Raw genomic sequence first — 24593 nt, 5'->3', positions numbered from 1 at the left:
GCGTGGTCGACGCCGCCCGTGCCCTGTGCATCCTGGTCGTCACCCTCTGGCACTGGACCTTGTCGATCACCCACCGCACCGCCGACGGCAGCCTGTCCATGCCCAACCCGATCCACACCGTGCCCGGCGGCTGGCTGGCCACCTGGGTGCTGCAGATCATGCCGGTGTTCTTCCTGGTCGGCGGGTACGTCAACCTGCTCGGCTGGGAGCGGTCGCAGACGCGCGGGACGAGCGCCGGGCAGTTCGTCCGGGACCGGTTGCGCCGGCTGCTCCTGCCCACCGCCGTCTGGGCCCTGGTCTGGCTCGCCGGCGAGCTGATCGCCTCCGCTCTGCCCGGAACGCACCGATGGATGTGGGAATGGTTCCCCGGCTACCTGACCCCGCTGTGGTTCCTGGGTGTGTACGGCGTGCTGATCGCCACCGTGCCGATCACTGCGAGCCTGCACGCCCGCCACGGAGCCGGGGTCCTGGCGGCACTGGTGCTGCTGATCGCCGTCGGCAGTGTGGCCGACCGCGGCGCCGGCCTGGCCTGGGCGGGCTGGGTGACCGCCGCCCTGGTGTGGCTGTTCTGCCACCAGCTCGGCTACGCCTGGCGCACCTGGCAGCTGGGGCATCGGCCGTTGCCGCAGCGGCTCGCGATCGCCGCGGCGGGTCTGGCCGCGCTGGCCGGACTTACCGTGGCAGCGGGCTACCCCCTGTCGATGGTGTCCACCACCGGTGACGCCGAATCCAACATCTTCCCGACCAACGCCACCATCGCCGCCCTGGCCGTCTTCCAACTCGGGCTGCTGGTCCTCATCACGCCGTCCGCCGAACGCCTGCTGGGCCGGCCGGCCGTCTGGAAGCCGGTGGTGGCCGTCAACGTCGTCGCGTTGTCCGTCTTTCTGTGGCACATGACCGCGTACCTGGTGGTGCTGTGGGTCTATGAGGGGTTGGGCGGCACCCTGCCGGCGGAGCCGACCGCCGGCTGGTGGGCCCAGCGCTGGCTGTGGCTCCTGGCCCCCTCGGCGGTGCTGGCCGTGCTGGCCGTCCTGTTCGCCCCCGTCGAGCTGGCCGCCCGCCGCCCCCGGAAGGGGGCAGGTCGCTGAGCCCGGAAGCCGGCGCGACGGGGTGCCGGCGCGCTTGATCGCGAGAGCCGAACCGCACCACTCCGCGGGCCGAGACCGCCCGCGGAGGAGACACGAAGCGGCGTATCCTTCCCTGGTGGGACTGCTGCTGTTCAGCACGCGCGAGTCAGACTCGGCGTGGGTCGACAGCGTGTGGACCTGCACGAGCGAGCAGGTCACTGCCATGACGTCCGTCGCGGGGGCGCGCTGGGGCCTGGTGTTCTGGGAACAGGCCGGCAGGTCGTACACGAGCATCACCGGCCCCGAGAGCCGGACCGGCACGGCGCCGGTGCCGGAGGGCGCGACCTTCACCGGCATCGAGTTCGCCGTGGGCACCTCGTTGCGGGCCGTGCCCACGCCCGCGCTGGTCGACGGCGGCATCGAGCTGCCCGACACCACGCGCCGGACGTTCCGGCTGGACGGCGCGCGCTGGGAGACGCCCGGCCCCGACGACGCCGAGGCTCTGGTCGAACGTCTCGTCCGGGCCGGGATCGTGCTGCGTGACCTGCTCTGCGTCGAGGCGCTGCGGGGTGACCGTCCAGCCGTCTCGGGGCGCACGCTCGAACGCCGCTTCCGCGCCGCGACCGGACTGACGCAGGGCGCCGTCCGGCAGATCGAGCGCGCCCGCGCGGCGGCGCAGCTGCTGGCCGCCGGCAGCCCGGCCGTCGACGTCGTCGCCAAGCTCGGCTACTGCGACGAGCCGCACCTGGCCCGCGCCCTGCGCTTTTACGTCGGACGCACCGTCAGGCAACTGCGCGAGGGCGCCGGCGGCGCGATCGCCCTCGACCTGGATCAGCGCTTGACGTCGTAGACCAGTTTCAGGATCCCGTTCGAGTAGCTCTCCGATTCCCGCAGCGTCAGCATGTACTTGTCCCGGTCGGTCCGGCCGAACAGGCTCTTGCCGGCGCCGAGCAGCACGGGAAAGACGAGCAGGTTGTACTGGTCGATCAGACCCGCGTCCGACAGCCGCCGAGCCAGCTCCGCGCTCCCGTGGATGAAGATCGCGCCGCCCTCGCTCTCCTTGAGCGCGGCGACGTCCTCGGTCGAGCGCAGGATCGTGGTCGGCCCCCATCCGTCGACGAGGGCGTCGTCGGACAGCGTGGCCGACACCACGTACTTGGGCAGTTCCTTGTAGTCGGCGTGGTCCTGCGAGCCGGGCCAGGTTGCCGCGAACGACTCATAACTGCGACGGCCGAACATCAACGCCGTCGTGTCGGCGAGCTCCTCACCCTTCAGCGACCAGGCTTCGGGGACGAACTCCAGGTCCTTGAACACCCACCCGCCGCTGCGGTGCTCCTCCCCCGGCCCGCCGCCAGGCGAGTCCACGACGCCGTCGAGCGACATGAAACCGGTGTAGACCAAGTTACGCACTGCTCTGTCTCCTTATGCCCGGGCGAACTGCCGGGTCCACGGTAGAGCACGACCGCGGTCGCCGTCTTGAACGAAAACGACAGCGCGCCTGCGCGCCCGGATGGGGCTGCACCTGCCCACCCCGAACGAGTCTCACGATGCGTCGTCCTCGACTTCCTGGACGACAAGGGCGTCGACACCACCGCCTACCGGCGCCAGGCCACCGCGGTCTCGATCTCCAGCACGCTCCAGGCGCTGCTCACCGATCTGATGGCCCGCGTCGCAGCCCACTCCACCGAGATCGACCACCCTGAACGGGCCGGCCGCGACGCGGAGGAGATCCTCACCGAGGCCGCCCGACCGGCGGCAGAGCGGGACACGGGCCGCCTCGCCGACTGCGGTGGCCCGCTCGGCCGGGCCCGCATGGTTATGGCGGATATGCGGCCTGTATAGCCGAGGTTGTCATCCTGGCCAGATGACATGCGGGACAAGGGCTGGCGGCGACCGGCAGCCCACATTTCTGTCTTCCTCTGGTCGTATAGTGAGATCACGCGCGGTCCGGAATGATCAAAGGGAGCCATGGCCAAGGTCGGAATCAGTGACGTCGCCGCCCGTGCCGGGGTCAGCGAAGCGACCGTCAGCCGCGTGCTCAACCGCAGGGGTGTGGTCGCCGCCACGACGCGCCGCGCCGTCGAGGACGCCCTGCGCGAGCTGGGCTACGACCGCGGTGGCCAGAGCCAGCTCGTCATCGTCCTGACCCCCGGCCTGGCGCAGCCGTTCTTCGGGCGGCTGTGCGAGCTGATCGAGTCGGCGCTGGCTCCCCAGGGGTTCAAGGCCGTCGTGTGCTCCACGACGGTGGGCGGCCTCCAGGAGATCGACTTCATCACCTCGATGATGGACGTCGGCATCGCGGGCGCGGTCTTCGCCTCGGCCAGCAACACCCTGGTCGGCGCCGACCCCGGGCCGTACCGGCTGCTGCAGGAGCGCCAGATCCCGTTCGTGTCGATGAACGGCGCGATCGAGGGCATCTCCGCGCCCAGCTTCTCCACCAACGACAAGGTGGCCGCGGCGCTGGCCGTCGAGCACCTGTGGGGCCTCGGTCACCGGCAGATCGGCATGATCGTCGGCCCGGCGGGCAACCGGCCGAGCGAGCGCCGGCTGGAGGGCTTCCTGGAGTCGATGGGCGCGCTGGGCGCCGAGGATCCGCGCCGGCACGTCGTCCGTCAGGTCTACAGCGTCGAGGGCGGCATGTCCGCGGCGGAGACCCTCCTCGACCAGGGGGTGACCGCCATCGTCGCGGCCAGCGACTACATGGCGCTGGGCGCGATCCGCACGGCCGGCCGCCGCGGCCTGTCCGTGCCCGCCGACCTCTCCGTCGTCGGCTACGACGACCACCAGATCATGGGGTTCGTCGATCCGCCGCTGACGACCGTGCGCCAGCCGATCGAGCGGATCTCGCAGGCCATCTCGGCCACGATGGTGCATCTGGTGAACCGGCGGCCGGTGCCCGCCGGGGAGCTGATGTTCGACCCCGAGCTGATCGTCCGCAGTTCGACGGCCGCTCCTCGCGCCTGACCTTCTACTGAGGTCGATGCCGTCTTCTTGACGTCTTCTGCAAGGCGGAGACAGGCCGCCTTGCCATGTTCGCGTGCACGTCTCCCGTGACCCGGATCGACGTTGTGCAAGTTTTTTGTCGGGTCGTTGACGGGTTTGAAGCAGCTATGTAACACTCGCTCCTCATGACGAACAAGTCACCATCTGCGACTTCTGTCGGCAGATCGGGGCAGAATCGCCCATCTGAGCAGGTCTGGGTTGATTCAAGCATGACGGATCTTGTCGAATCTTTCAGCTGGGCGTCAACGCGCTCGCGGGAATGGGTGCAGACCGGGCGGCACTCCGCCTTCCTGCCCAGCTACTGGGCGGCGATGACGGACCGGCCGATGTTCTACTCGCGGGACTTCGCCCACCAGACCCTCGGCGCCCACCTCCTGGGGCTGGACACCGAGAACCTCGCGATGCTCCGGCACTTCGCCGGCTCGGCCACCGGGGCTCGCGGCTGGTACCCGCTGTGGGCGTTCGAGTTCGACGGCACCCCGGCCGCGATCGACTACCGCTCGGACGACGACTTCGTCCGGGAGATCCCGGCGCCGTTCGAGCTGGTGGAGAAGGCGGTCGAGCAGTACCGCTGGACGGCCGACGGGCGGTTCCTGCTCGACCCGGTGATCGCGGGGTTCCTGCGCACCACGATGACCTCGTTCGTCGAGCTGCACGACCCGCTCGGGACGGGCGTCGCGGGTGAGCGGGGCACCGGGGACTTCTGGTCCGGCACAGCCACCTACAACGAGGTGGAACGGCCGCCGTACCTGCGGGTCTCGGCCGACGGGATCGCGAGCCAGTGGGCGGCGCACCGGGCGCTCGGCTCGGCGGGCGTGCTCGCGGCGGGCTTCGCCGCCTGGAACCGCTCGCGCGCCGCGGAGCTGGAGGAGCACTTCTCCGACGCCTGGTGGTCGCAGGACGGCCGCCACTACACGGCGGGCTTCACCGCCGAGGGCCCGGTCGCCGGCTTCCGGCTGGAGAGCACCTGGTTCCCCGCGCTGAAGGGCATCATGCGCGCCGACGAGCGCTCGGCCGCGCACCTCGACTTCCTGGCCGCCGGGCTGGAGGCGGCGCCGCCCGCCAACATCGAGGCCGCCACCTACCTCCCGGAGGCGTTCCTGCGTTACGGCAGGGACGGCGAGGCGTTGCGGTGGATCCGCGCCCTGGCCGCCTCCCGCGCGGACTACCCGGAGGTGCCCTTCACCCACGTCGCCCACGTGGCGACCGGCCTGACGGGGCTGGAGCCCGGTGAGACGCCGGGCGTCGTCCGCACCCGCTCGCACCTGCCCGCCGGCGAGTGGCTGGCGGCCGGGAACGTTCCGGTCGGCGGCTCCCGCATCGGCGTCAGGCACGACGGCCGGGAGGCCACGGAGCTCCAGGTGACCGGCGGCCCGGGCGTGACCTGGGCCGCCACCTGGGACGACGGGCAGGTCTCCACCATCGAGGTGCCGGCCGGCACCCGTGTACGGGCGACCCCGGACGGCGGCGTCACCCGGCTCCCCGCCCGTTGACAGATCACTTTTTGCGAAGGAGACCCCCCATGCAGGCCAAGGCACTCACCGCTGTCACCGTCGCCTCGTTCCTCGCTCTCGCGGCGTGCGGCGGCGAGCCGGGCGCGGATCCGGCGACCGGCGGTCAGGGCAACGTCACGATCACCTACGCCTTCTGGGGCAACAACGACGAGGCCGCCACCATCAAGTCGATGATCGCGGCGTTCGAGAAGGCGAACCCGGCCGTCAAGGTCGAGGCCAACTGGATCCAGAGCGACTACGAGCAGAAGCTGCAGACCTCGATCGCCGGCGGGGACGCCCCGACCGTGGCGCAGATCTCCAACACCGCGCTGCCGAGCTTCGCCAGCGCGTTCATCCCGGTCGAGGTGGATCACGGCGTCTACTACTCGGCGGCCGTCGCCAAGGCCGGCAACGTCGGCGGCACCGACTACGCGGTCCCCTTCGTCGCCAAGAGCAAGGTGATGGCGATCAACAAGGCCGCCTTCGAGTCGGCCGGCCTGACCGTCCCGTCCGGGTCGGCCCCGATGAGCACCGCGGACTTCGTGGCCGCGGCCACGAAGCTGACGTCCGGGTCGGGCGAGAAGAAGGTCTACGGCTCCGCGCCGCTGTGGTACGACGGCTGGCTGGTCGCGGAGGGCGGCTCGTACTACAGCGCCGACGGCCGGACCTGCACCATGGCCGATGCCGACGGCATCCGCGCCGCGCAGGTCGTGGTCGGCTCGACGAAGCCGGACGGGTTCGCGCCGAACCCGGCCGACGCCCAGGGGCAGGACATGTTCCAGTGGTTCGCGGACGGCAAGGTCGCGATGCTGCCGGACTTCGGGCCGTGGAACATCGCCAAGCTCGCCGCCCTGGACACCTCGAAGTTCCTCATCGTGCCGATGCCGGGCAAGGGCGAGCCGATGGAGGTGGACAGCCTCGGCATCTCGAAGTCGGCTGAGCAGGCCGAGGTGAGCGCGGCGAAGACGTTCGCGACGTTCATGAGCACCAGCCCCGCCGCCCAGAACCTGCTCGCCTCGACGACGTCCGCGCTCGGCGTGCCGGTCGTGCAGGGCTCGCTGGAGTCCTTCAGGTCGATCGCGCCGAAGGTGAACCTGCAGGCCTTCACCGATGCCGTCGCCAACGCCGTCACCACGGCGTACGTGAAGGACAAGGTCAAGATCGAGAGCACCTTCTCCACGGATCTGAACTCGCGCACCGCGATCGGCTCGGGCACCGAGGACCCGGCGGCCGTGCTGCCGGAGCTGCAGGCCCAGTGCCAGCAGATGCTCGACGCGACCAAGTAGGCGGCCAGAGGGAGGCGGGGACATCGACATGGAGGACATCGTGCGCGGCCTCGAGGGTCTGCTGGGACGGCTGCACGTCTACGAGGGCCTCAGACCCGTCCTGTCCTTAGTGATCATGCTGGCCGCCGTGTTCGCCGTCCTCCTGGCCGGCCTGTGGTGGGCCGTGCGCGCGCGCTGGATCTCGCGGAACACCGCCGCCTTCTGGATCTTCGTCTCGCCGTGGATCATCGGGTTCCTCCTGTTCACGGGAGGGCCGATGGCCTACTCCCTGTACCTGTCGCTCACCGACTGGAACCTCATCGACCCGCCGGAGTTCGTCGGGCTCGCCAACTACGCGGAGGCGTTCGCGGATCCCGACCTCGGGCAGTCGATCAAGGTCACGCTCACCTACGCCGCCGTCAGCGTCCCGCTGCAGACGGTGCTGTCGCTGGCGGTGGCGCTGCTGATGAACAGCAGGGTGCGCGGCATCCACGTGTTCCGCACGATCTGGTACCTGCCGTCGCTGGTCACCGGGGTGGCACAGGCCGTGCTGTTCATCTGGGTGTTCAACCCCAGCTACGGGCTGGCCAACGGGCTGCTGCGGCTGCTCGGCGTCGAGGGCCCCCGCTGGCTCTTCGACGCGGACTGGGCCCTGCCGACGGTGATCATCATGAGCCTCTGGACGGTCGGCGGCAACATGATCATCTACCTCGCCGGCCTCCAGGACATCGCCAAGGAGCTCTACGAGGCGGCGCAGATCGACGGCGCCGGCCGGTGGCGCAGGCTGTGGAACATCACCCTGCCGCAGGTGAGCCCCGTGATCTTCTTCAACGTGGTCACCGGGCTCATCTACGCCATGCAGACCTTCACCCAGGGGTACGTGGTCACCCGCAACGGCGGCGGCCCGTCCGACTCGCTCCTGTTCTACGTCCTCTACCTCTACAACAACGCGTTCTCCTTCTTCCGGATGGGTTACGCGTCCGCCCTGGCCTGGATCTTCTTCATCATGATCATGGTGCTCACCGCGCTCGTCTTCCGCGGCAGCGCCTTCTGGGTCTACTACGAATCGCAACGACCGAAGGAGCGCAAGCGGCGTGTCCATGCCCACTGACGCCAACCAGGCCGGCGAGGCACGGCGCGGGCCGCTCGGCACCCGGATCCTGGCGCTCACCCTGCTCGTGATCGGGTCGGCCGGCTTCGTCTACCCGTTCCTCTGGATGATCGCGACCGCGCTGCGCACGCCGGAGGGGGTGGCGCACGCGGGCGCCTCGCTCTGGCCGCTGCAGTGGCAGTGGTCCAACTTCGCCGAGGGGCTCGGCTCGTTCCCCTTCTGGACCTACCTGCGCAACTCGCTGCTCAGCACGCTCGTGCCGGTCGTCGCGGTCGTCTTCTCCTCCTCGCTGGTCGGCTTCGCGTTCGCGCGGATCCGGGCGCGGGGAGCCGGGGTGCTGTTCGCGGTCGTGCTGTCGACGCTCCTGCTGCCGCAGGAGGTCACGATCGTGCCGCAGTTCATCCTGTTCAGGAACCTCGACATGATCGACACGCTGTGGCCGATCATCGTGCCGACGTTCTTCGGCTCGGCGTTCTTCATCTTCCTCTACCGGCAGTTCTACCTGCGGCTGCCGGAGGCGCTGACGGACGCCGCGCTCATCGACGGCGCGGGCTGGTTCCGCATCTGGTTCTCGATCTACCTACCGCTTTCTCGCCCGATCATCATCGCCACCGCGGTGCTGCAGTTCATGTCGTACTGGAACAACTTCTTCCAGGCCGCCATCTACCTCACGACGGACCGGTGGAAGACCCTGCCGCTCGCGCTGGCCGGGTTCCAGTCCGTCAACGGGACGGACACGCCGCTCCTGATGGCCACCGCCCTGGTGGTCACCGCACCCTGCGTGCTGCTGTTCTTCATCGCCCAGCGTCACATCATCGGCGGAATCTCATTCACGGGGAGCAAATGACCGACGTCGCATCACCGTCGCCCGTCACCTTCTGGCTGCCGGGCAGGTCGCAGGCGCCGCCCGAGACACCGGTCGTCCTGGCCGGTCACCGTCCCGGCGCCGGGCTCCGGCTCCAGGCGACCCCGTCGGCGGAAACCGGGGTCCGTACCCGCGGCGAGGGCGTCGTCGAGGTGGTGTTCCGCACCCTCGGCGGGCGCTTCGCCCTGACCGCGGCGATCCCCGCCACCGACGCCGTCGCCTGGTGGCGGCCGGGCAGCGCGGTGCGGGACGCCACCATCCCGCCGTCCTGGGCGGACCCGGATGACGTGACCGCCCTGCGCGGGCTCCCGCTGGGCGCGCTGCTGGCACCCCGCGACGCCACGCGGCTGGTGTACGCGGTGGACTCCGGCACGAGCGCGACCAGCGTACGGGCGGGCCTGGTGGAGGAGACCGCCGACTTCGCGATCATGGTCACCGTCGACGGCCCGCCGGGCGAGGTGCGGCTGCTGCTGGACACCTCCGGCCGCCCCTTCCCCGAGGCCGTGACCGGGGCCGGGCACTGGCTCCAGGGCGAGCAGGGCGAGCAGGGCCACCGCGCCGCCCCCGGAGCGACGGACGCCGTCCTGTGCACCTGGTACTTCGCGCACCAGCACGTCACCGCCGACGCGGTGCTGGCGCAGGCCGGCCGGGCCGCGGAGCTGGGCTTCGGCACGGTGATCGTCGACGACGGCTGGCAGACGACCTCGCACGGCCGCGGGTACGGGTCGTGCGGCGACTGGGAGCCGGCCCAGGAGAAGTTCGCCGACGCCGCCGGGCTGGTCGCGGCGCTGCGCGAGCGGGGGCTGCGGACCGTGTGGTGGATCGGCACGCCGTTCCTCGGCCACCACGCCGGGGCGGCGGGCCTCGGGTTCCCGACGCTGCGCGACCGGCCCGAGCTGCAGGCGCGGGTGCTCGACCCGCGCGACCCGGCGGCCCGGTCCCACCTGGTGGGCAGGCTCGATGACATCATGGCGCGAACGGGGGCGGACGGTCTCAAGCTCGACTTCCTGGAGGAGTTCGCGGACGAGCACGCGCCGGGCTCGGTGGCCGCCGCGATCGACACGATCTCGGAGCTCGTCACCCGGCTGCGGGCTCGCGGCACCGAGCCTCTGATCGAGTTCAGGGAGCCGTACGTGCATCCGGCCGCCGCCCGCCTGGCCTCCATGATCCGCGTCGGCGACTGCCCGCTGAACGGTCTGCAGAACCGCGTCGGCATCCTCGACCTGCGCCTGGCGCGGCCTGGCACGCCGATCCACAGCGACCCGATCATGTGGGCGGCCGACGACAGCGCGGAGCGGGTCGCCCACCACCTGATCAACGCCCTCCTGGGCGTGCCGCAGGTCTCCGTGGACCTGACGCGGCTCACCGGCGGCCAGGCCGGCGCGCTGGCGTTCTGGCTCGGGGTCTGGCGCGCGAACCGCGACCTGCTGCTGCACGGCCGGCTGACTCCCGAGCGGCCCGACCTGCTGTACCCGGTGGTCAGGGCGCGCTTCGGCGGGCGGCACTTCGTGGCGAGATACGCGCCGCACCCGATCACGATCCCGCCGGGCGACTGGACGGAGCTGCTGGTCGCGAACGCCGACGACAGCGCGCCGATCCTGCTGAACGAGGGCGGCGAGGTGCGCGCGCACCTGGAGACGTGGGACGCCACGGGGCGGCCCGTGACCGGCGCGGAGATCACCCTGGCCACCGGCCCGCACGTGCTGGCCGTACCGTCCGGCGGGCTCGCCCGGCTCCGGCGATCAGGGCCGAGGTGAGCCGTGGACCCGTTCCAGAAAGCTGAGCACCTGCTCCGGGCGCCGGCGCCGGCGGCGCACTGGCTCGAGGCCTTTCCCCTGGGCAACGGACGCCTCGGCGCGATGGTGCGCGGAACGCCGGGTGACGAGCACCTCCAGCTGAACGACGGCACGGCCTGGTCCGGCGGCCCCGGCAGCGAGGAGGCGACCAGCACGGCCGATCCGCGCCTGGCTCCGGCCGCGCTCGCCGCGGCCCGGGCGGCGCTCGCCCGCGGGGACGCGCCGGAGGCGGAGCGGCAGCTCATGGCGCTGCAGGGCGGCTGGTCCCAGGCCTACCTGCCGTTCGCCGACCTCCACGTGGAGATCGAGAACCCCGGGGGCGCCCCCGCCGAGGGGTACGGGCGGCAGCTCGACCTCTCGACCGCGACGCACGAGGTGAGCTACCGCCTGGCCGGGGCCGCGCTGCGCTGGACGAGCTTCGTCTCCCACCCGGACGGGGTGCTGGTCCTCGTGCTCGACGCGGACCGGCCCGTCTCGGTGCGCTGGCGGCTCGCCTCGCCGTTGCGCGTGCTCGGGCAGGAGGCGCATCCGTCCGGAGCCTGGCTGACCGTACGGCTGCCGAGCGACATGCCGCCCCCGCACGAGCCGGACCTGTCGCCGGTGTGGGGCGAGGAGGCCCTGCGGGGCGCGGTGGCCGCGCGGGTCGTGCACGACGGGGAGGCCCGGCCGGGGCGGGCGCTGCGGGTGCGCCGGTTCGAGCTGGTCCTGGCCACCGAGACGACGTTCACCTCGATCGGCCGCGCGCCGCGCGGGGACGCGGCCGGCGCGCTGACGCGTGCGGAGCGGCGCGTCGCCCGCGCCCTCGGCAGGGGAACGGCGGAGCTGGCGGCCCGCCACCGGCAGGACCACGCCCGCCTCTACGACCGGGTCCGGCTGGAGCTGGACGGCCCGCCGGAGGCGCGGGCGCTGCCCACCCACGAGCGGGTGCTGCGCGCGGCGGCGGGCCCGGCCGGGCACGACCCGTCCCTGGCCGCCCTCCTGTTCGCGTACGGCCGCTACCTCGCCATCTGCTCCTCCCGGCCAGGCGGGCTGCCGTCCACGCTGCAGGGGTTGTGGAACGATCGGCTCCGGCCGCCGTGGAGCTCGAACTACACGATCAACGTCAACACCGAGATGAACTACTGGGCCGCCGAGACCGCCGACCTCGGCGAATGCCTCGACCCGCTCGTCGAGCTCGTCACGGCGCTGGCGGACCGGGGCCGGGCCACCGCGCGGCGGCTCTACGGCGCCCGCGGCTGGGTGGCCCACCACAACACCGACGCCTGGGCGTTCACCTCGCCCGTCGGCAGGGGGCACGCGGACCCGGCCTGGGCGTTCTGGCCGATGGGCGGGGTGTGGCTGAGCTGGCTCCTGGCCGAGCGGCTGCGTTTCGGCGCGGACGAGCGCTTCGCCCGCGAACGGGCCTGGCCGGTGTTGCGCGAGGCCGCCGCGTTCTGCCTCGACTGGCTCGTCAGGCTGCCCGGCGGGACCCTCGGCACCTCGCCCTCCACCTCACCGGAGAACCACCACCTCACGCCGGACGGGCGGCACGTCGCGGTCGGCCGCTCGGCCACGATGGATTTGACGCTGATCTCCGGGCTGTTCACCAGGCTGTCCGACCTGGCGGAGCGCCTGCACCTCTCCGGTGACCCGGTCGTCGTGGCGGCGCGGGCCGCGCTCCCGCTGATCCCGGCGCCATCGGCGGGCCGCGACGGTCTCGTCCGCGAATGGCTCGACGACCCGCCGCAGGCCGAGCGCGGGCATCGGCACCTCAGCCATCTGCTCTTCGCCTATCCAGGGGACACGCCGCCGGACGCGCGGCTCAGGGCCGCCGTGGCCAGGAGCCTGGACGACCGGCAGGACGACTCGACCGGCTGGTCGCTCGCCTGGAAGCTGGCGCTGTGGGCCAGGCTCAGGGAGCCCGCCAGGGTGTCGCGGCTGCTCGGCCTGGTGCTGCGCCCGGCGCCGGTGGAGCAGGCGGGCGAGCGCGGCGGGCTGTACCCGAACCTGTTCGCGGCGCATCCGCCGTTCCAGATCGACGGCAACCTCGGCTATGTCGCGGCGGTGGCGGAGATGCTGGTGCAGAGCCACGACGACACGATCACCGTCCTGCCCGCCGTGCCCGCCGAGTGGCGCAGCGGGCGGGTACGCGGGATCGTCGCCCGGCCGGGGGTCTCGGTGGACGTCGCCTGGGACACCGTGGCCGGTCGGATCACGGTGACGGAGCTCGCGCTGACCGCGCGGCGGCCCGCCGGCCGTGCCCGCGTAGTCGTGCGGACCGGCGACCGGGAGGGCCTGATCGACCTGAGCGCGGGCGGGCGCGTCGTGGTGGATCCCGGGACGCTGACGGCGGGTGGCGAGAGTGCTTGACGTGACCGGCTTCGGCGCGGTTCCCGGCGCGCGAGCCGACGCGGCGCCCGCCGTCACCGCGGCCCTGCGCGCCGCGGCTGCCCAGCGGGGGCCGGCGACGCTCCGGTTCCCGCCCGGCGACTACCATCTCTGGCCGGAACGGGCGGAGCGTCGTGAGCTGTACGTCTCCAACACCGTGGGGGACGACCCGCGCCACCGTGACAAGACGATCGCCCTGCTCGTCGAGGCGGCCGAGGAGCTGGTGATCTCCGGTGCGGGCGCCCGCCTGATCCTGCACGGGCTGCAGACGACCTTCGCCGTGCTCGACTCCCGCCGGGTGCGGATCGAGGGGCTCGCCTTCGACTTCGCCGTGCCGACCGTCGTGGACGCCACCGTGGTGGCCGCCGGGGTCGCGGCGGGGCGGGCGTACCGGCTGATCAGCGTGCCCGAGGCCACGCTCTTCTCCGTCGAGGGCCGCTCCGTGCGCTGGCACGGGGAGCTCCTGGGCACGGGAGCGTACGCCTGGGAGGGGCGCGACGCGCTGGAGTACACGCAGGTGCACGATCCCGCGAGCGGGCGCACGCGCCGCGCCCCCAACCCGCTCTTCGACCGGGTCAGGCGGATCGAGCCGGTGGGGCGGCGGGAGATCCGCATCGAGTACGACCACGGCGGCGAACCCGCCGACACCGGCCTCGTCTACCAGATGCGGCCGACGACCCGGGACCATCCGGGCGGGCTCGTGCTCGACAGCGCCGAGGTGACGCTGTCCGGTCTGCGCTTCGGGTTCCTGCACGGCTTCGGCGTGGTTGCGCAGGCCGCCCAGGACGTCACCATCGAGGACTGCGAGTTCCGGGCGCCGCGTGACACCGGCCGGTACAGCGCCGGGTACGCCGACTTCGTGCAGTTCTCCGGCTGCTCGGGCCGGGCCGTCGTGCGCGACTGCCTCTTCGACGGGCCGCACGACGATCCGGTCAACGTGCACGGCACCTACCTGCGCGTGGCCGGCCAGCCCGGCCCCCGCACCCTGGAGCTGGAGTACGCGCACCGGGAGACCGCGGGCATGCCCCAGTTCGCACCCGGCGACCAGGTCGAGATCGTCGACCGCGAGACGCTGCGCCCGATCGCCGCGGCGACGGTGCGGCGGGTGCGCCAGCCCAGCGGCCGGGACCACGACGCCCCGCTCAGGAGCATCGTCCTGACGGTCGGCGCCGCGCTCCCCGGCGGGCTGGCCGGGCGGGCCGCGGTGGAGAACGTCACCAGGACCCCCGCCGTGCACCTCGCCCGCAACGTCTTCCGCAACGTGCCGACGCGCGGCGTGCTCGTGACCACCCGCCGGCAGGTGCTCATCGAGGAGAACCGGTTCGAGCGGACGGGGATGGCGGCGGTCTACGTTTCGGGCGATGCCGCCGAATGGTGGGAGTCGGGGCCGGTGCGCGACCTGACCGTACGGAACAACGAGATCATCGAGCCGGGCGGCCCTGGCGTGTTCGTCGATCCCCGCAGCAGCCGGTCCGATCCCGCCCATCCGGTGCACCGGGGCGTCGTCGTCGAGGGGAACCGCTTCGTGCTGGACGGCGTGCCCGCGCTCGACGCCAAGGACACGGCGGGGCTGCGCTTCCGGGACAACAGCGTCGTCCGCGTGGGCGCGCCGGCGCCTGACGTCGTGCTGCGCTCGTGCCCGGACGCGGACATCGAGCTGGGCTCACACCCGGACGCGGGCGTCGGGCCGGCGCAGGTCGGAACCGTGATCGGCGCGCCAGGAGGCGAGGAGCAGGCTATCCGGCCGCGTCCGGCGAGCTGAGGGCATGCGGCCGGCCGACGACCTGGGCGTCGCCGTGCGCCCGCGCCGCTGCACGTACTCTGCGATCGCGCGGCACGTCCAGGACGATGACGGGCGCGTTCTCCGCGAGCAACTGATCGGCGTCGAAACCCACTCCGGTGGTCTGCTCGGTGAAGGCGAACACAGCGGCGCACTTGCCGTCGAAGTCGTCGCGCGCCAGACCGTCGAGCCGCCATCCACACCCGGGCACCCTCGCTGACCGTGGCGAGGACCTGGTCGGAGAACAGGTAACCGTTGGTGAACTCCAGCAGGCCCCAGGCGCCGTCGCCCTCGAACGCGAAGAGCACGGGCCCGTCCGCCTCCAGCGCCTCCTCGGGCGGGTAGGCCATCACGCGCCGTTCGGGATCGCGGCCACCGTTCACCCGCCACAAGACGTCGTCGAGGCCGAGGTCCTCGCCGAGGGGCTGCACGACGATCCAGCAGAGGGCGTCCAGCCAGGCGGCGCGACGCAGGACGTCCCGGTATTGATCTATCACCCACACATGAGAACACGCTGCGCTGCTTGTGAGAACCGGGCCGGCTCTCCGCAGGAGGAGCCGGGACACCGTCGGCCCCCTGGCCGCTTTCCCGCCCTGCCGGCCGACATCCGCAGCGGCCACGCCGGCCTCTCCATCGCCGGCGAGTACCCCGGCGCTCGTGATGATCTGGTCGTCCGCGGCTCCGGCTTCCGGGTCGCTCCCGCTGGCGGCATGGACACCCGGCTTGGCCGATCACGGCCACGTCGGCCTGGTACGGGAACTGACTTCTGTCATGCGGGACCCGTGACACAGCGCACTGACCGCCGCCGGGCGAAAGGCTCATGCTGAGCGCCATGACCATTCGTCGATACAGCATGCTCGCCTCGCGGCTGGGAGCCGCGACCCTGGCCGCCGCGCTGCTCGCGGCGGCACCCGCGGCCGCCGCCGACGTCGGCGGCCTCGACCGGCAGCGGTTGCGCCAGACGCTGGACGCCATGCACGAGGCCGGCATGTACGGCACCTATGCGAACGTCGTGGACGGCCGGCGGAGCTGGAAGGGCGCCGCGGGCGTCGCCGACGTCGAGACCGGCCGCCCGATGCGTCCCGAGATGGTGCACCGGGCCGGGAGCATCACCAAGTCGTTCGTCGCCGTGGGCGTATTACAGCAGGTCGGCAAGGGCACGATCGAGCTCGACGCCCCCATCGGCCGCTACCTGCCGGAGCTGATCCCGGGTGAGCGCGGGCAGCAGATCACCGTACGCATGCTGCTCAACCACACCAGCCACATCGCCAACCACACCGAGGTGATCTTCCCGTCCATCGAGAGCCTGGACGCCAACCGCTTCCGCGCCTTCTCGCCGCAGGAGCTGGCCCGGGCGGGACTCGGCGCCCCGGCGACCGGGCAGCCGGGGGTGACACCCGGGTCGTACTCGAACACGAACTTCGTCATCGCCGGCCTGCTGCTGGAGAAGGTGACGGGCACGAGTGCCGAGCGGTACCTCACCGACCAGGTCTTCCGGAAGGCCGGGCTGCGGCACACGTCGTTCCCGCGCACGCCGTACCTGCCCGGGCCGAGCTCCAAGGCGTACGAGGCGCTGTTCGGCTACTTCGACCCGCCCAAGGACTACAGCGTCTACAACATGTCCTGGGCCTGGACGTCGGGTGCGGTCGCCTCGACGATGGAGGACCTCAACCGCTTCTTCCGGCTGCTGCTGCGCGGCGAACTGCTCGACGCGACCCTGCTCGCCGAGATGCAGAAGACGGTGCCCATCAGGGCCTTCTCTGGCGCCGTGATCGACTACGGTCTCGGGATCTTCCCCCTCGACCTGCCGTGCGGCAGATTCTGGGGGCACGACGGGAGCATCCCCGGCATGCAGACCTTCGCGTTCTCCGGCACCGGCGGCGACCGCCAGTTCGCCTTCGGCACCAACCTGAGGAACTACCAGCAGCTCGACGAGAACGGCAGTCCCGTCACGCACCCCATCGACTTCGCGCTCGGGAACCACCTGCTGGAGGCGGCGTGCGGGCCTGACGCGGGCGCGGCGACCAGGGCGGCACCGCCGCTCCCGGCGATCGGCGTGGACGGGGGCACGGCCACACCGTGACCGGCGGCTCATCGTCGCTCTCGTCACCATCCACGCACTGCACCAGGACCTGCCGGCGCTGCGGTTCGACGGCACCGACACCGCCCGAGGCGATCACCCAGCGCCGAGACCGCCGACGGCATGCCTCGTCCGCGTCTTCGGCGTTGGTACCGGCACGGCGATGCGCCACGTTCAGGCGGTTCGACGCCATCGCCCAACGCAGGCCGTCGGCATGGGACGCGCGCGGCGACAACACTGCCACGATGACCGCCCTGCACCCGGGTTCCGAGGATTGCCAGGGCCATGGTCACGCCACCATGATCGGGGCAGCCGACACCATGGAGGAGCACCATGCTGACCGTGATCGGCGCGGGTTTCCCGCGCACCGGTACGAGTTCGATGAAGGCGGCGCTGGAGCGGCTGGGGTTCGGGCCCTGCCACCACATGTTCGACGTCGGGTCCGATCCCGACCGCGCCCGGCGGTGGGCGCCGCTGGCCGCCCCTGACGTGGTGCCCGACTGGGACCACGTGCTCGAGGGGTTCCGTTCGGCCGTGGACTGGCCGGCCTCGTTCTTCTGGCGCGAGCTGGCCGACGCCTGCCCGCAGGCCAAGGTGGTCCTCACGGTACGCGACCCGCACACCTGGATCGCGAGCATGCAGGCGCTCATCGCCAACGGGCCGGCGCGGTTACAGGCCGACAAGCTCGCACCGGAGATGGCCTCTCTGGTCGAGAACATGAACACCACCCGCCCGCTGCTCGAACGCATGATCCGGGAGGGGCTGGGCAGCGACCGGGCCTTCGGCGAGCCTCTCGACGAGAAGGACAGCCTCCTGGCGTTCGAGCGGCACGTGGCCACGGTGCAGGCGAGCCTGCCGCCCGAGCGGCTGCTGGTGTTCGACGTGCGGGAAGGGTGGGAGCCGCTGTGCCGGTTCCTCGGAGTGGACGTGCCCGCCGGGGAGCCGTTCCCGCACCTGAACGACAGCAAGGTGATGGAGCAGTCGATCGACAGGCTGCTGCGGGGGGAGAACATCGGGCTGCCGTTCCACGGTGTGAGCTGAGCCCGCCGGGCCGAACGCTTCCATGGTCCGCGAACCGCGCTGCCGGCCGAGGAGGTGCTGGAACACCGGCGTCGCGGCATCGTCCGGCGCCGCCTTCTCCTCCCCAGCAAGGGGGCTGACGCGCGGGCGCGCCGGCGAAGGCAGGATCAGGCGTGGCCCAGGCCGAATGGCCCACGCCTGAGCGCCGATCCCCCGTTCGCCGGTGGCAGGCGAACTCCCGGCGGTGTCTGAGCGGTGGTTCAGCCGAGTTGCCGGGTGATCGTCGGGTCGGTGATCGCCGTGTCGTCGGCCAGGAGGTACGCCTTCGAAAGGATCACCGACAGCGTCCCCCCGTCGTCCTCGAACGGCAGGAACACCGACCCGGCCGCGTGCCCGCTCGCCGGGACGATGCACAGGTACGCGTCGTTGGGCTCCATCAGGATGTTCGTCGACCCCAGATGGATCTTGTACGTCCTCAGATCGCCCCGTACGAGAAGGAATCTGTCGGTCAGCGCCACCCGGGAGGCGATCTTCAGTTTCGGCAACAGCCGCGCCAGCACCTCGCGCCGGGTCCTGGCCGTCTCCGTCAGCTCGCCGAAGCCGTGGGAGCGCCAGTAGCGTTCGTGGCCGATCAGCGCCTGGTCGTCGCGGGCGACCGAGGCCACGCCTACGGCGAGGTCGGCCTCGCGGAGGATCTCCGACAGCACCAGCGGCGGCAGATCGGCCATCGACGCCGGTTGCCCGTCGCGGTGGAAGGTGATGCCCTCGGTGGCGCACAGCATGGAGGTCTCGGCCCCGGAGGCGGAGACGATGTGCAGGGCCCAGCGGGCCTGCCAGCCCGCCAGGTCGCGCACCACCTCGCCCTGGTCGCCGCCGTTCACATGGTCCCAGTTGCCGATGGACCGGCCGGTCCAGCCGCGCTGGCCCAGCAGGGTCCGGGCCTGGCCATAACGCAGAACGTGACCGGCGAAACGGTTGGAGAAGGTGCCGGTCCGCTCCTCGGCGGGGGTCAGCAGGTAGAGCTCGCGGAAGACCTGCTTGAACGGCTGGCGTACACCGCTCTCGATGAGCTGGTCGCGCCACGCCGCGACCTCGTCGGCGGTCGCGTGGATCGGGTGCCACAGGCCTGCCACGGCGTCGGGGGCGGGGCGGTGGCCGGCCAGTTCCCAGCCCTCGGCGGTCTTGACCGGCAGGGCCGCCGGGCCGCCGGCGATCTGCCAGACCAGGGTGCGGGCGTAGGGGCCGGTGACGGGATGGTCGAGGAAGTACTCGGTCACCTCGCGCCAGTGCCACGTCCGTTCGTGGACGATCGCCTGTTCCAAGCGGGACCGCTCGGCCGCCTGCGCCAGCTTGAGCTCCTTCAGGATGGCCCGCAGATCGGACAGCTCCGCGCGCAGATCCTTCGGCAGCGACTTGACGGTCTTGCCGGCGGCGTTCACGTAGCGCAGGGTGGGCACGTCGGCGCACAACCTGACCCGGTAGTCGCCGATCCTCTCCTCACGGACGCCGCCGGCGTCCAGGCCGAAGGTGGGGACCGTCCGGTCGAGCAGTTGCTCGCGGGTCAGCCCCTTCTCGGCGGCCACCGCGTCGAGGGCGAGGCTCAGATTCCTCTGTACGGACCTCGCGCGCACCTTCGCCTGGATCCTGGACAGCGGGACGATCACGTCGAGGCCACCCCTGCGGGCCAGGACGCCGACGGCGGCGTTGGTGACGGGCTCGCAGCGGCACGTGGAGCCCATCCCGTTGCTGCCGGTGCCGCAGGTCATCGCGACGTCGGTGACGAGCGAGGTCACCCAGCGCTCGTCGATGACCTGGCAGGTCCACAGGATGCCGCGCACCACCACGATGGTGTCCTCCTTGAGGAAGACCTTGTCCCGCCACTCCTTGTCGTCGTATCGGACGACCCAGTCTCCGCCCCGGTAGGCCGCCAGCCGCGTGAGCAGCTCACGGACCAGGGCGACCGCGCCGGGCGTGAGCATCCGCGCGGCGTTCCTCAGCCACCGGGCGCTGGGTCTGGTCGAGCGGGCGCTGTTCCAGTGGCGGAGCAGCGGCAGCACCTCGACCAGGCGCGGGCCGTACTCCTCGGCCAGGATGCGGGCGAAGTGGTCGGTGTCGCCCATCTCGGTCCGGACCACCCCGGCCGGGCCGTTCTCGGCGGGTTCGGTGAGCAGCTCGGTCACCTGCTCGGCCAGGAGCGCCCGCGCGTCCTTCAGCGCCGGTCCCGACGTCAGCCAGCGAAGCAGGTCCCGGCGCAGCTGGTGGTCGAACCTGCGGGCCGCCGCGAGCGGGATCCGGAACAGCTCCTCATAACGGGTGTGCCCCTGCCGCACCCAGTACCCCGCACGCTCCATGAGGTGATGCGCTTCCCGGTAGGTGAAGTCGATGTCACGCTCGGCCACCGACCGGACCACGCGCAGCACCCGCTCGTCGTAGTCATGACCGCCTTCCGGCCCCAGCCAGAGCTTCATCTGCGCGTAGGTGCCGTATACCCGCCAGTCGACGCCGGGGCCGGGGTCGAGGCCCTGCTCGGTGAGCTCGTCGAACCGCTGGTAGGCAGCACTGGTGGCCGGGCCCAAGTGGTCCCATTTGCCCGCTGACGTCATCACTCGGCTCCACTCATGATCAGAAACGCTGGGTGATCATGGATATCAGCCGGAACCGACAAATGCCCCTCTGTCATGATCCGAGACTTGTCTCCATCAGAGCCGCGTCCACCGCTTTTCGACCGTTGTGTCGTACGCGTGGAGCAAGATGGGCGGCATGCCGGACTGGAAGAGTGATGTCGCTGAGTTCGCGCGGCAGGAGTTGCCTGCCGAAACGGCGGAGCGGCTCATCGGAATGCTACGGCCCGCCATCAGGCTGTCGGCCGCCGAGGACGGAGAGGTCGTGGTCGGGCGGCTCGGGGGTGTCGCAAGGCTGCCGTCCGCCATGGCGTGGCCGTCGTGCGCAGACGGCTGGCCGCTGTCGTTCGTGGCCGAGCTCGACTGCGGGGCACTGACGCGCTACGAGACGGACATCGTGCTGCCGGACACCGGCACGCTGCTGTTCTTCCTCTCCACCCGGCCTGAACACGAGACCCAGGTGATCTACGTGCCGTCGGGGACCGTGGTCGCCGAGCGGCCCGTACCCGACGACCGTGCCAACGTGCATGCCGAGCAGGCGCTGGCGGCGGCCACCGAACCGACCTGGCCGGGTCGCGATCATCCCGCACTGGCAGACGCCTTCGGAAGCATCGACGAAGCGCATGAGGCGGTGTGGGATCACGTGGTGGACGAAGAGGCCGGTGAGAGCTTCGAAATGGAACTCGAGGACTTCAAGGCTGCTGGGGCGTCCGGGCCGCCGCATCAGGTGGGCGGATACTCCGACTGCAGCGCGTTCCAGGACTCGATCGAGGCTGTGGCGGCGCGTGCCGCCGGCGCCGGCCTGCCTGGTGATCCGGCCTTCCATGAAGAGGCGCGCCAGTGGGTCACGCTGCTGCAAGTGGCCGGGGCCGGCGCAGCGGAGATGACCTGGGGCGATTACGCGTACCTGCTGTGGGGCGTCCGCAAGGACCACCTGGCCGCGCGCGACTTCTCCAAGGTTCATTTCGACGCCCGGGGGCGCTGGCACTGAACGGTCCGAGCATGAGAGCCGATCCTTGCCATCGTGGCGCCAGGACCGATTGAGGCTGGCCGGGTTGGCGACTGCCTCCGTTGCCCGGCAACGGCGGAGGTCTTCCGGAGACTGCTCGGTCTTCAGGCCCGGGATCCCCGCAGCGCGAGCCTTCATCGGACTGTCCTGTGTCGAAGGTGACCGGCGTCGCCGGGCGCCCTGCCAGCACGTGCGCGGTTACGACTTGGTCCACGATCTCGTCGTCCTCGATCGGCACGGTCTTGCGGGGGTGCCGAGCCCGGCGCGGATGGATGGGGTCAGGTTGGGAACTCGGCCGGATCGGCCTGGGGGCCCGGGGCGGGGAGCGGCGCCGGTTTCGAGCATGCGCAGGGCCTCGGGCGTGGTCACGGGCCGGGTGGTGGCCAGCGGCAGGAGGCCGGGGTGACGCAGCAGCTCGCGGCGGTAGCCGGTGGCGAACGCTCGTAGCAACTGTCGCCGGTCGCCGTCGATCCGGAGGGTGAAGGCGCGGGCGAGCACGCGTTCGACCAGGCCGTCGAGCAAGGCTTCCTTGTTGCGCATGGACAATTTTATGATTCTCCGAGTTCAACCTGCGCAATCCGACGGGCCGTTTTCGGAGCCTTTCTCTGCGTTCAGTGGAAGACATCGGTGGGGCCGCGCTTTCTCGCACTGTCCATACGGTACTGGAGTTGCGAACGCCTGGACGAGATGGTTCTGGCATTTTTGGATAGCCGCGATCAACAGCGGGTAAATCAGCGTCGGAAGCGCGAAAAGCATCCCCCAGAAGGCGATCCACCACACATTCGTCCAGGGCACATAGGCGAGGGGCATGACAGAGGTCAACAGAAGGCAGGCAGGGATCGCGAACGCTCTGTATCTCCTAGCAGTGCGGCACCGACCAAGCAGCGCGCACAGCCGCCACAAATGAACGGAGACAACTATTGGCGTAGCGAGGACCGATACGAAGGCCGCGGTTGCCAGCACCGGATGCCCTTTGCGATGGGATCGTCCCTCCCGACGCGCCGCTTCAGCGCGCAAACGATCCCCCGTCAACACAAGTCGGTGGAAATGAACTGCGCCGACCAGCGGATACGTCAGCAGGGTGAAGAACACAGGTCCGCTCGCAAGCGGCCATGCCACCGCCTCGGCGATGGGGCGTGACTCGACATAATCGCCACTGCTCGTGGCATAGACCAGGGGCGGTGCAGGTGTCGTGCCTTGCCTACCGCGCCAGGTGTTATGCAGCCATTTGAAGCGCAGCAGCCACAGACTGGCAAGCCAGATGAACAGGCAGGGAATAGGAAAGAAGGCAAGGAACCAGCTGTCATCAAAACTCGGCTTCTGGGCGAGATAATCCTCGACGAGCCGTCTTCCCGTTATCCATGCGTACGCTGCTGTCAGCAGCAGTGCACATAGGGCTGGGAAGGAGAGAATTGCAAGGTCAAGTGGCCGTTCAGTTGGCGTTCGCCGAAGTCCGAGTACTGCAGAGACCTTGCGCTCCTGCGTGTAAGCTCCAGTGGACTTGTTCACATACCAGCTGCTCGCGGTATCCTTGACGTCCAGTACATCCTGGTCGGCGAGACAGAGGATCTGGCGTTTTATGCGGAAGGCGGAAACGAGGGGGCGGGCAATCAAGTAGCTCGTGATAAGCATGACCGACAATAGTGCCAGAACACCCTGCACGCCCAGCTTCATTGCACCGCCCAGCGCGTTCATAAGATCACCCCCTCCCCCTCCTGTGGCCAAATCAAGCAGCTCTGCGGCAACTGCCTGAAACGCGCGATCGAATCCTTCGCCCGGAAAAGCTCGAGCAAACAGCCGCTTCGGGATGGAACTCAAAAGCAGAGCGATTATGGTCGCCGAGACAGCCACTCCAATCACGACGAGGGCGAGCCTGGCGGGGGGCAGGGAATTACGGAAGGCCGTACACGAATCTCGATCCCTGGCCTGCGCCTCCGTGAGATGCCCAAGAGCCCCTTTAACACTTTGGTGACGAATGATGGTGGCAAGATTCCGGTCAATATGTCGCACGAGGAGCGTGTGCGTGCCCAGCGTGAGTCGTGGCAGCACAGCAAGCCGCTTCAGGAGCCGCCAGCGAGAGGCCCTGCAGGGTATCTTCACGAAGAAGATCGGGAGGGCCGCCGCGTCATCCAGAGCACGGTTGTACATCTCGAGCAGTTGAGGGATTTCCGTTGCGGGAGCCAGAGAATGGGCCTCTCCATTTTCTGCCATCTTGTCCCGATCCATTACCGCACCGCACAGCTCTCGATCCAGTTGATTGCTCAGGTCCGGCGTTCGACGGCCGGAAATGTCGCACTGGTGACCCTCTTCCCGCCTGGCGCACGACCGCCCAAGCCTTGCATACCCTAGTTTTTTGACCGCAGCCCAAGCCCTCCGGGCGCCATTGTTAAAGTCTCGGTGCGCCGATACAACAGAATGAATTTGTAGAGTCATGAAATCATGAGCTCTTTCCAACCTGGTGGCCGGCCGGTGCGGCTTCACGGGAAGCGGCGGCGGGTAAGAGGAGGCTCCCGATCGGACAGCAGTCGACCAAGATCCGATGCCTCAGACGGGAGCCTCGTTGCTGCTTACCCTGCCGCGATTCCGCTGTTCCGTTACCCCTGATGCGCCCGGCCTCGCTGATCCGCGCCCGGCGTGTCGAGCGCCGCCGCCAGTGAACGTGCGTGGCCCATCCGGGGCAAGCCTGCACCGGCGCCGCCTGGCGCTACGTCCACACTGCCGTCTTACGCGCGGGCCACCATCCTGGACGGAACCCCGGTCCCGATCGACCGGCTGGCCAACGAACGGCCGTACTACTCCGGCGAGCACCGACGCCGCGGCGTGAACGTGTACGTCGTGGCCGACCCGGCCGGCCGATTCGTCTGGGCGTCACCTGTGCTGCCCGGTGTCACGCACGACCTGGCCGAGGCACGCGCCTTCATGTCTGCGGAGGGCAATGCGAAATCCGCGCCGGCGCCTTTACGCTGTAGATTAACGCAGCAGCATGGCTGAATGCCTGCATCGCCAAGATCCTGCGTGTGACACAGCCGCTGAAATGTGACCATGGTCATCGGCACCATCCGGCCGAACACGCCTTGCTACCGCAGCTCAGCGCCCGCCGGAGGACGACGGATCCC

At 70.5% G+C, this 24593-nt stretch carries 19 protein-coding genes and 1 pseudogene; 15 read left to right on the top strand and 5 right to left on the bottom strand.

What is annotated here, in order from left to right; translation table 11 throughout:
- Positions 1–2: 2 nt before the first annotated feature.
- Complete coding sequence (locus tag HD597_RS18545) at positions 3–1088, top strand: acyltransferase family protein (RefSeq protein WP_253743871.1); 1086 nt, start codon at positions 3–5, stop codon at positions 1086–1088.
- A gap of 115 nt (positions 1089–1203) precedes the next feature.
- The gene (locus tag HD597_RS18540) at positions 1204–1917 is read left to right on the top strand and encodes a helix-turn-helix domain-containing protein (protein WP_253743869.1); all 714 of its coding nucleotides are present in this window, start codon (positions 1204–1206) and stop codon (positions 1915–1917) included.
- Here the strand turns inward: HD597_RS18540 and HD597_RS18535 are convergent.
- Complete coding sequence (locus HD597_RS18535; protein WP_253743867.1) at positions 1899–2477, bottom strand: dihydrofolate reductase family protein; 579 nt, start codon at positions 2475–2477, stop codon at positions 1899–1901. The two genes, HD597_RS18540 and HD597_RS18535, sit on opposite strands and share 19 nt — an antisense overlap.
- Before the next feature lie 66 nt (positions 2478–2543).
- Here HD597_RS18535 and HD597_RS18530 point away from each other — a divergent pair, with 66 nt between their 5' ends.
- The 9 genes from HD597_RS18530 to HD597_RS18490 all read left to right on the top strand — a co-directional run bounded on the left by HD597_RS18530 (position 2544) and on the right by HD597_RS18490 (position 14729).
- On the top strand, positions 2544–2909 hold the full coding sequence (locus HD597_RS18530) for a hypothetical protein (RefSeq protein ID WP_253743864.1): 366 nt from the start codon (positions 2544–2546) through the stop codon (positions 2907–2909).
- A gap of 126 nt (positions 2910–3035) precedes the next feature.
- Complete coding sequence (locus tag HD597_RS18525; protein ID WP_253743862.1) at positions 3036–4031, top strand: LacI family DNA-binding transcriptional regulator; 996 nt, start codon at positions 3036–3038, stop codon at positions 4029–4031.
- Between the two features lie 248 nt (positions 4032–4279).
- Entirely contained in the window at positions 4280–5563 is a 1284-nt protein-coding gene (locus HD597_RS18520; protein ID WP_253743860.1) for a hypothetical protein, read from the top strand.
- A 29-nt stretch (positions 5564–5592) separates the two neighbouring features.
- Positions 5593–6849 (top strand): extracellular solute-binding protein, encoded by a 1257-nt coding sequence (locus HD597_RS18515; RefSeq protein WP_253743858.1) that lies wholly within the window; start codon positions 5593–5595, stop codon positions 6847–6849.
- A 40-nt stretch (positions 6850–6889) separates the two neighbouring features.
- A complete protein-coding gene (locus tag HD597_RS18510; RefSeq protein ID WP_253743856.1) occupies positions 6890–7939 on the top strand; it encodes a carbohydrate ABC transporter permease in 1050 nt (349 codons plus the stop codon).
- Positions 7929–8786 (top strand): carbohydrate ABC transporter permease, encoded by an 858-nt coding sequence (locus HD597_RS18505; RefSeq protein ID WP_253759400.1) that lies wholly within the window; start codon positions 7929–7931, stop codon positions 8784–8786. Before HD597_RS18510 ends, HD597_RS18505 begins: the two co-directional genes overlap by 11 nt.
- Complete coding sequence (locus HD597_RS18500) at positions 8783–10561, top strand: alpha-amylase family protein (RefSeq protein ID WP_253743854.1); 1779 nt, start codon at positions 8783–8785, stop codon at positions 10559–10561. The genes HD597_RS18505 and HD597_RS18500 overlap by 4 nt, the downstream gene beginning before the upstream one ends.
- Before the next feature lie 3 nt (positions 10562–10564).
- Positions 10565–12949, top strand: coding sequence for a glycosyl hydrolase family 95 catalytic domain-containing protein (locus HD597_RS18495; protein ID WP_253743852.1), 2385 nt, complete (start codon positions 10565–10567; stop codon positions 12947–12949).
- A complete protein-coding gene (locus HD597_RS18490) occupies positions 12933–14729 on the top strand; it encodes a right-handed parallel beta-helix repeat-containing protein (RefSeq protein ID WP_253743850.1) in 1797 nt (598 codons plus the stop codon). The genes HD597_RS18495 and HD597_RS18490 overlap by 17 nt, the downstream gene beginning before the upstream one ends.
- Here HD597_RS18490 and HD597_RS18485 read toward each other — a convergent pair.
- Positions 14704–14958, bottom strand: a complete 255-nt coding sequence (locus tag HD597_RS18485; RefSeq protein ID WP_253743848.1) for a hypothetical protein — start codon at positions 14956–14958, stop codon at positions 14704–14706. The genes HD597_RS18490 and HD597_RS18485 overlap by 26 nt on opposite strands.
- 621 nt (positions 14959–15579) lie before the next feature.
- On the opposite strand from HD597_RS18485, the gene HD597_RS18480 reads away from it, so the two are divergent.
- Positions 15580–16830, top strand: a complete 1251-nt coding sequence (locus HD597_RS18480; protein ID WP_253743846.1) for a serine hydrolase domain-containing protein — start codon at positions 15580–15582, stop codon at positions 16828–16830.
- Between the two features lie 330 nt (positions 16831–17160).
- Positions 17161–17868 carry a sulfotransferase family protein gene (locus HD597_RS18475; protein ID WP_253743844.1) on the top strand — a complete coding sequence of 236 codons (708 nt, stop codon included), beginning with the start codon at positions 17161–17163 and terminating at the stop codon, positions 17866–17868.
- Between the two features lie 239 nt (positions 17869–18107).
- Here the strand turns inward: HD597_RS18475 and HD597_RS18470 are convergent, their stop codons facing one another.
- Positions 18108–20450 carry a DUF4132 domain-containing protein gene (locus HD597_RS18470; RefSeq protein WP_253743842.1) on the bottom strand — a complete coding sequence of 781 codons (2343 nt, stop codon included), beginning with the start codon at positions 20448–20450 and terminating at the stop codon, positions 18108–18110.
- A 157-nt stretch (positions 20451–20607) separates the two neighbouring features.
- Between HD597_RS18470 and HD597_RS18465 the strand changes: the two genes are divergently transcribed.
- Positions 20608–21459, top strand: coding sequence for a DUF1963 domain-containing protein (locus tag HD597_RS18465; protein ID WP_253743840.1), 852 nt, complete (start codon positions 20608–20610; stop codon positions 21457–21459).
- A 216-nt stretch (positions 21460–21675) separates the two neighbouring features.
- Here the strand turns inward: HD597_RS18465 and HD597_RS18460 are convergent, their stop codons facing one another.
- Entirely contained in the window at positions 21676–22017 is a 342-nt protein-coding gene (locus HD597_RS18460; RefSeq protein WP_253743838.1) for a TetR/AcrR family transcriptional regulator, read from the bottom strand.
- Between the two features lie 24 nt (positions 22018–22041).
- Positions 22042–23703 (bottom strand): hypothetical protein, encoded by a 1662-nt coding sequence (locus HD597_RS18455; RefSeq protein WP_253743836.1) that lies wholly within the window; start codon positions 23701–23703, stop codon positions 22042–22044.
- A gap of 510 nt (positions 23704–24213) precedes the next feature.
- Here HD597_RS18455 and HD597_RS18450 point away from each other — a divergent pair.
- Positions 24214–24390, top strand: a pseudogene (locus tag HD597_RS18450) (transposase family protein); the annotation flags it as partial.
- Positions 24391–24593 lie beyond the last annotated feature (203 nt).

It is taken from the genome of Nonomuraea thailandensis (assembly GCF_024172165.1).
Taxonomy (GTDB): Bacteria; Actinomycetota; Actinomycetes; order Streptosporangiales; family Streptosporangiaceae; genus Nonomuraea; species Nonomuraea thailandensis.
The sequence above is the reverse complement of the archived record's forward strand: the minus strand, read 5'-3'. Positions and strand labels throughout refer to the sequence as shown.

Excerpts from the sequence above, each read along its gene's own strand:
- HD597_RS18520 (WP_253743860.1), top strand. The coding sequence starts at position 4,280 with ATGACGGATCTTGTCGAATCTTTCAGCTGGGCGTCAACGCGCTCGCGG.
- HD597_RS18455 (WP_253743836.1), bottom strand. The coding sequence starts at position 23,703 with ATGGATCGGGACAAGATGGCAGAAAATGGAGAGGCCCATTCTCTGGCT.
- HD597_RS18460 (WP_253743838.1), bottom strand. The coding sequence starts at position 22,017 with ATGCGCAACAAGGAAGCCTTGCTCGACGGCCTGGTCGAACGCGTGCTC.
- HD597_RS18475 (WP_253743844.1), top strand. The coding sequence starts at position 17,161 with ATGCTGACCGTGATCGGCGCGGGTTTCCCGCGCACCGGTACGAGTTCG.
- HD597_RS18465 (WP_253743840.1), top strand. The coding sequence starts at position 20,608 with ATGCCGGACTGGAAGAGTGATGTCGCTGAGTTCGCGCGGCAGGAGTTG.
- HD597_RS18470 (WP_253743842.1), bottom strand. The coding sequence starts at position 20,450 with ATGACGTCAGCGGGCAAATGGGACCACTTGGGCCCGGCCACCAGTGCT.
- HD597_RS18515 (WP_253743858.1), top strand. The coding sequence starts at position 5,593 with ATGCAGGCCAAGGCACTCACCGCTGTCACCGTCGCCTCGTTCCTCGCT.
- HD597_RS18480 (WP_253743846.1), top strand. The coding sequence starts at position 15,580 with ATGACCATTCGTCGATACAGCATGCTCGCCTCGCGGCTGGGAGCCGCG.
- HD597_RS18525 (WP_253743862.1), top strand. The coding sequence starts at position 3,036 with ATGGCCAAGGTCGGAATCAGTGACGTCGCCGCCCGTGCCGGGGTCAGC.
- HD597_RS18505 (WP_253759400.1), top strand. The coding sequence starts at position 7,929 with ATGCCCACTGACGCCAACCAGGCCGGCGAGGCACGGCGCGGGCCGCTC.
- HD597_RS18500 (WP_253743854.1), top strand. The coding sequence starts at position 8,783 with ATGACCGACGTCGCATCACCGTCGCCCGTCACCTTCTGGCTGCCGGGC.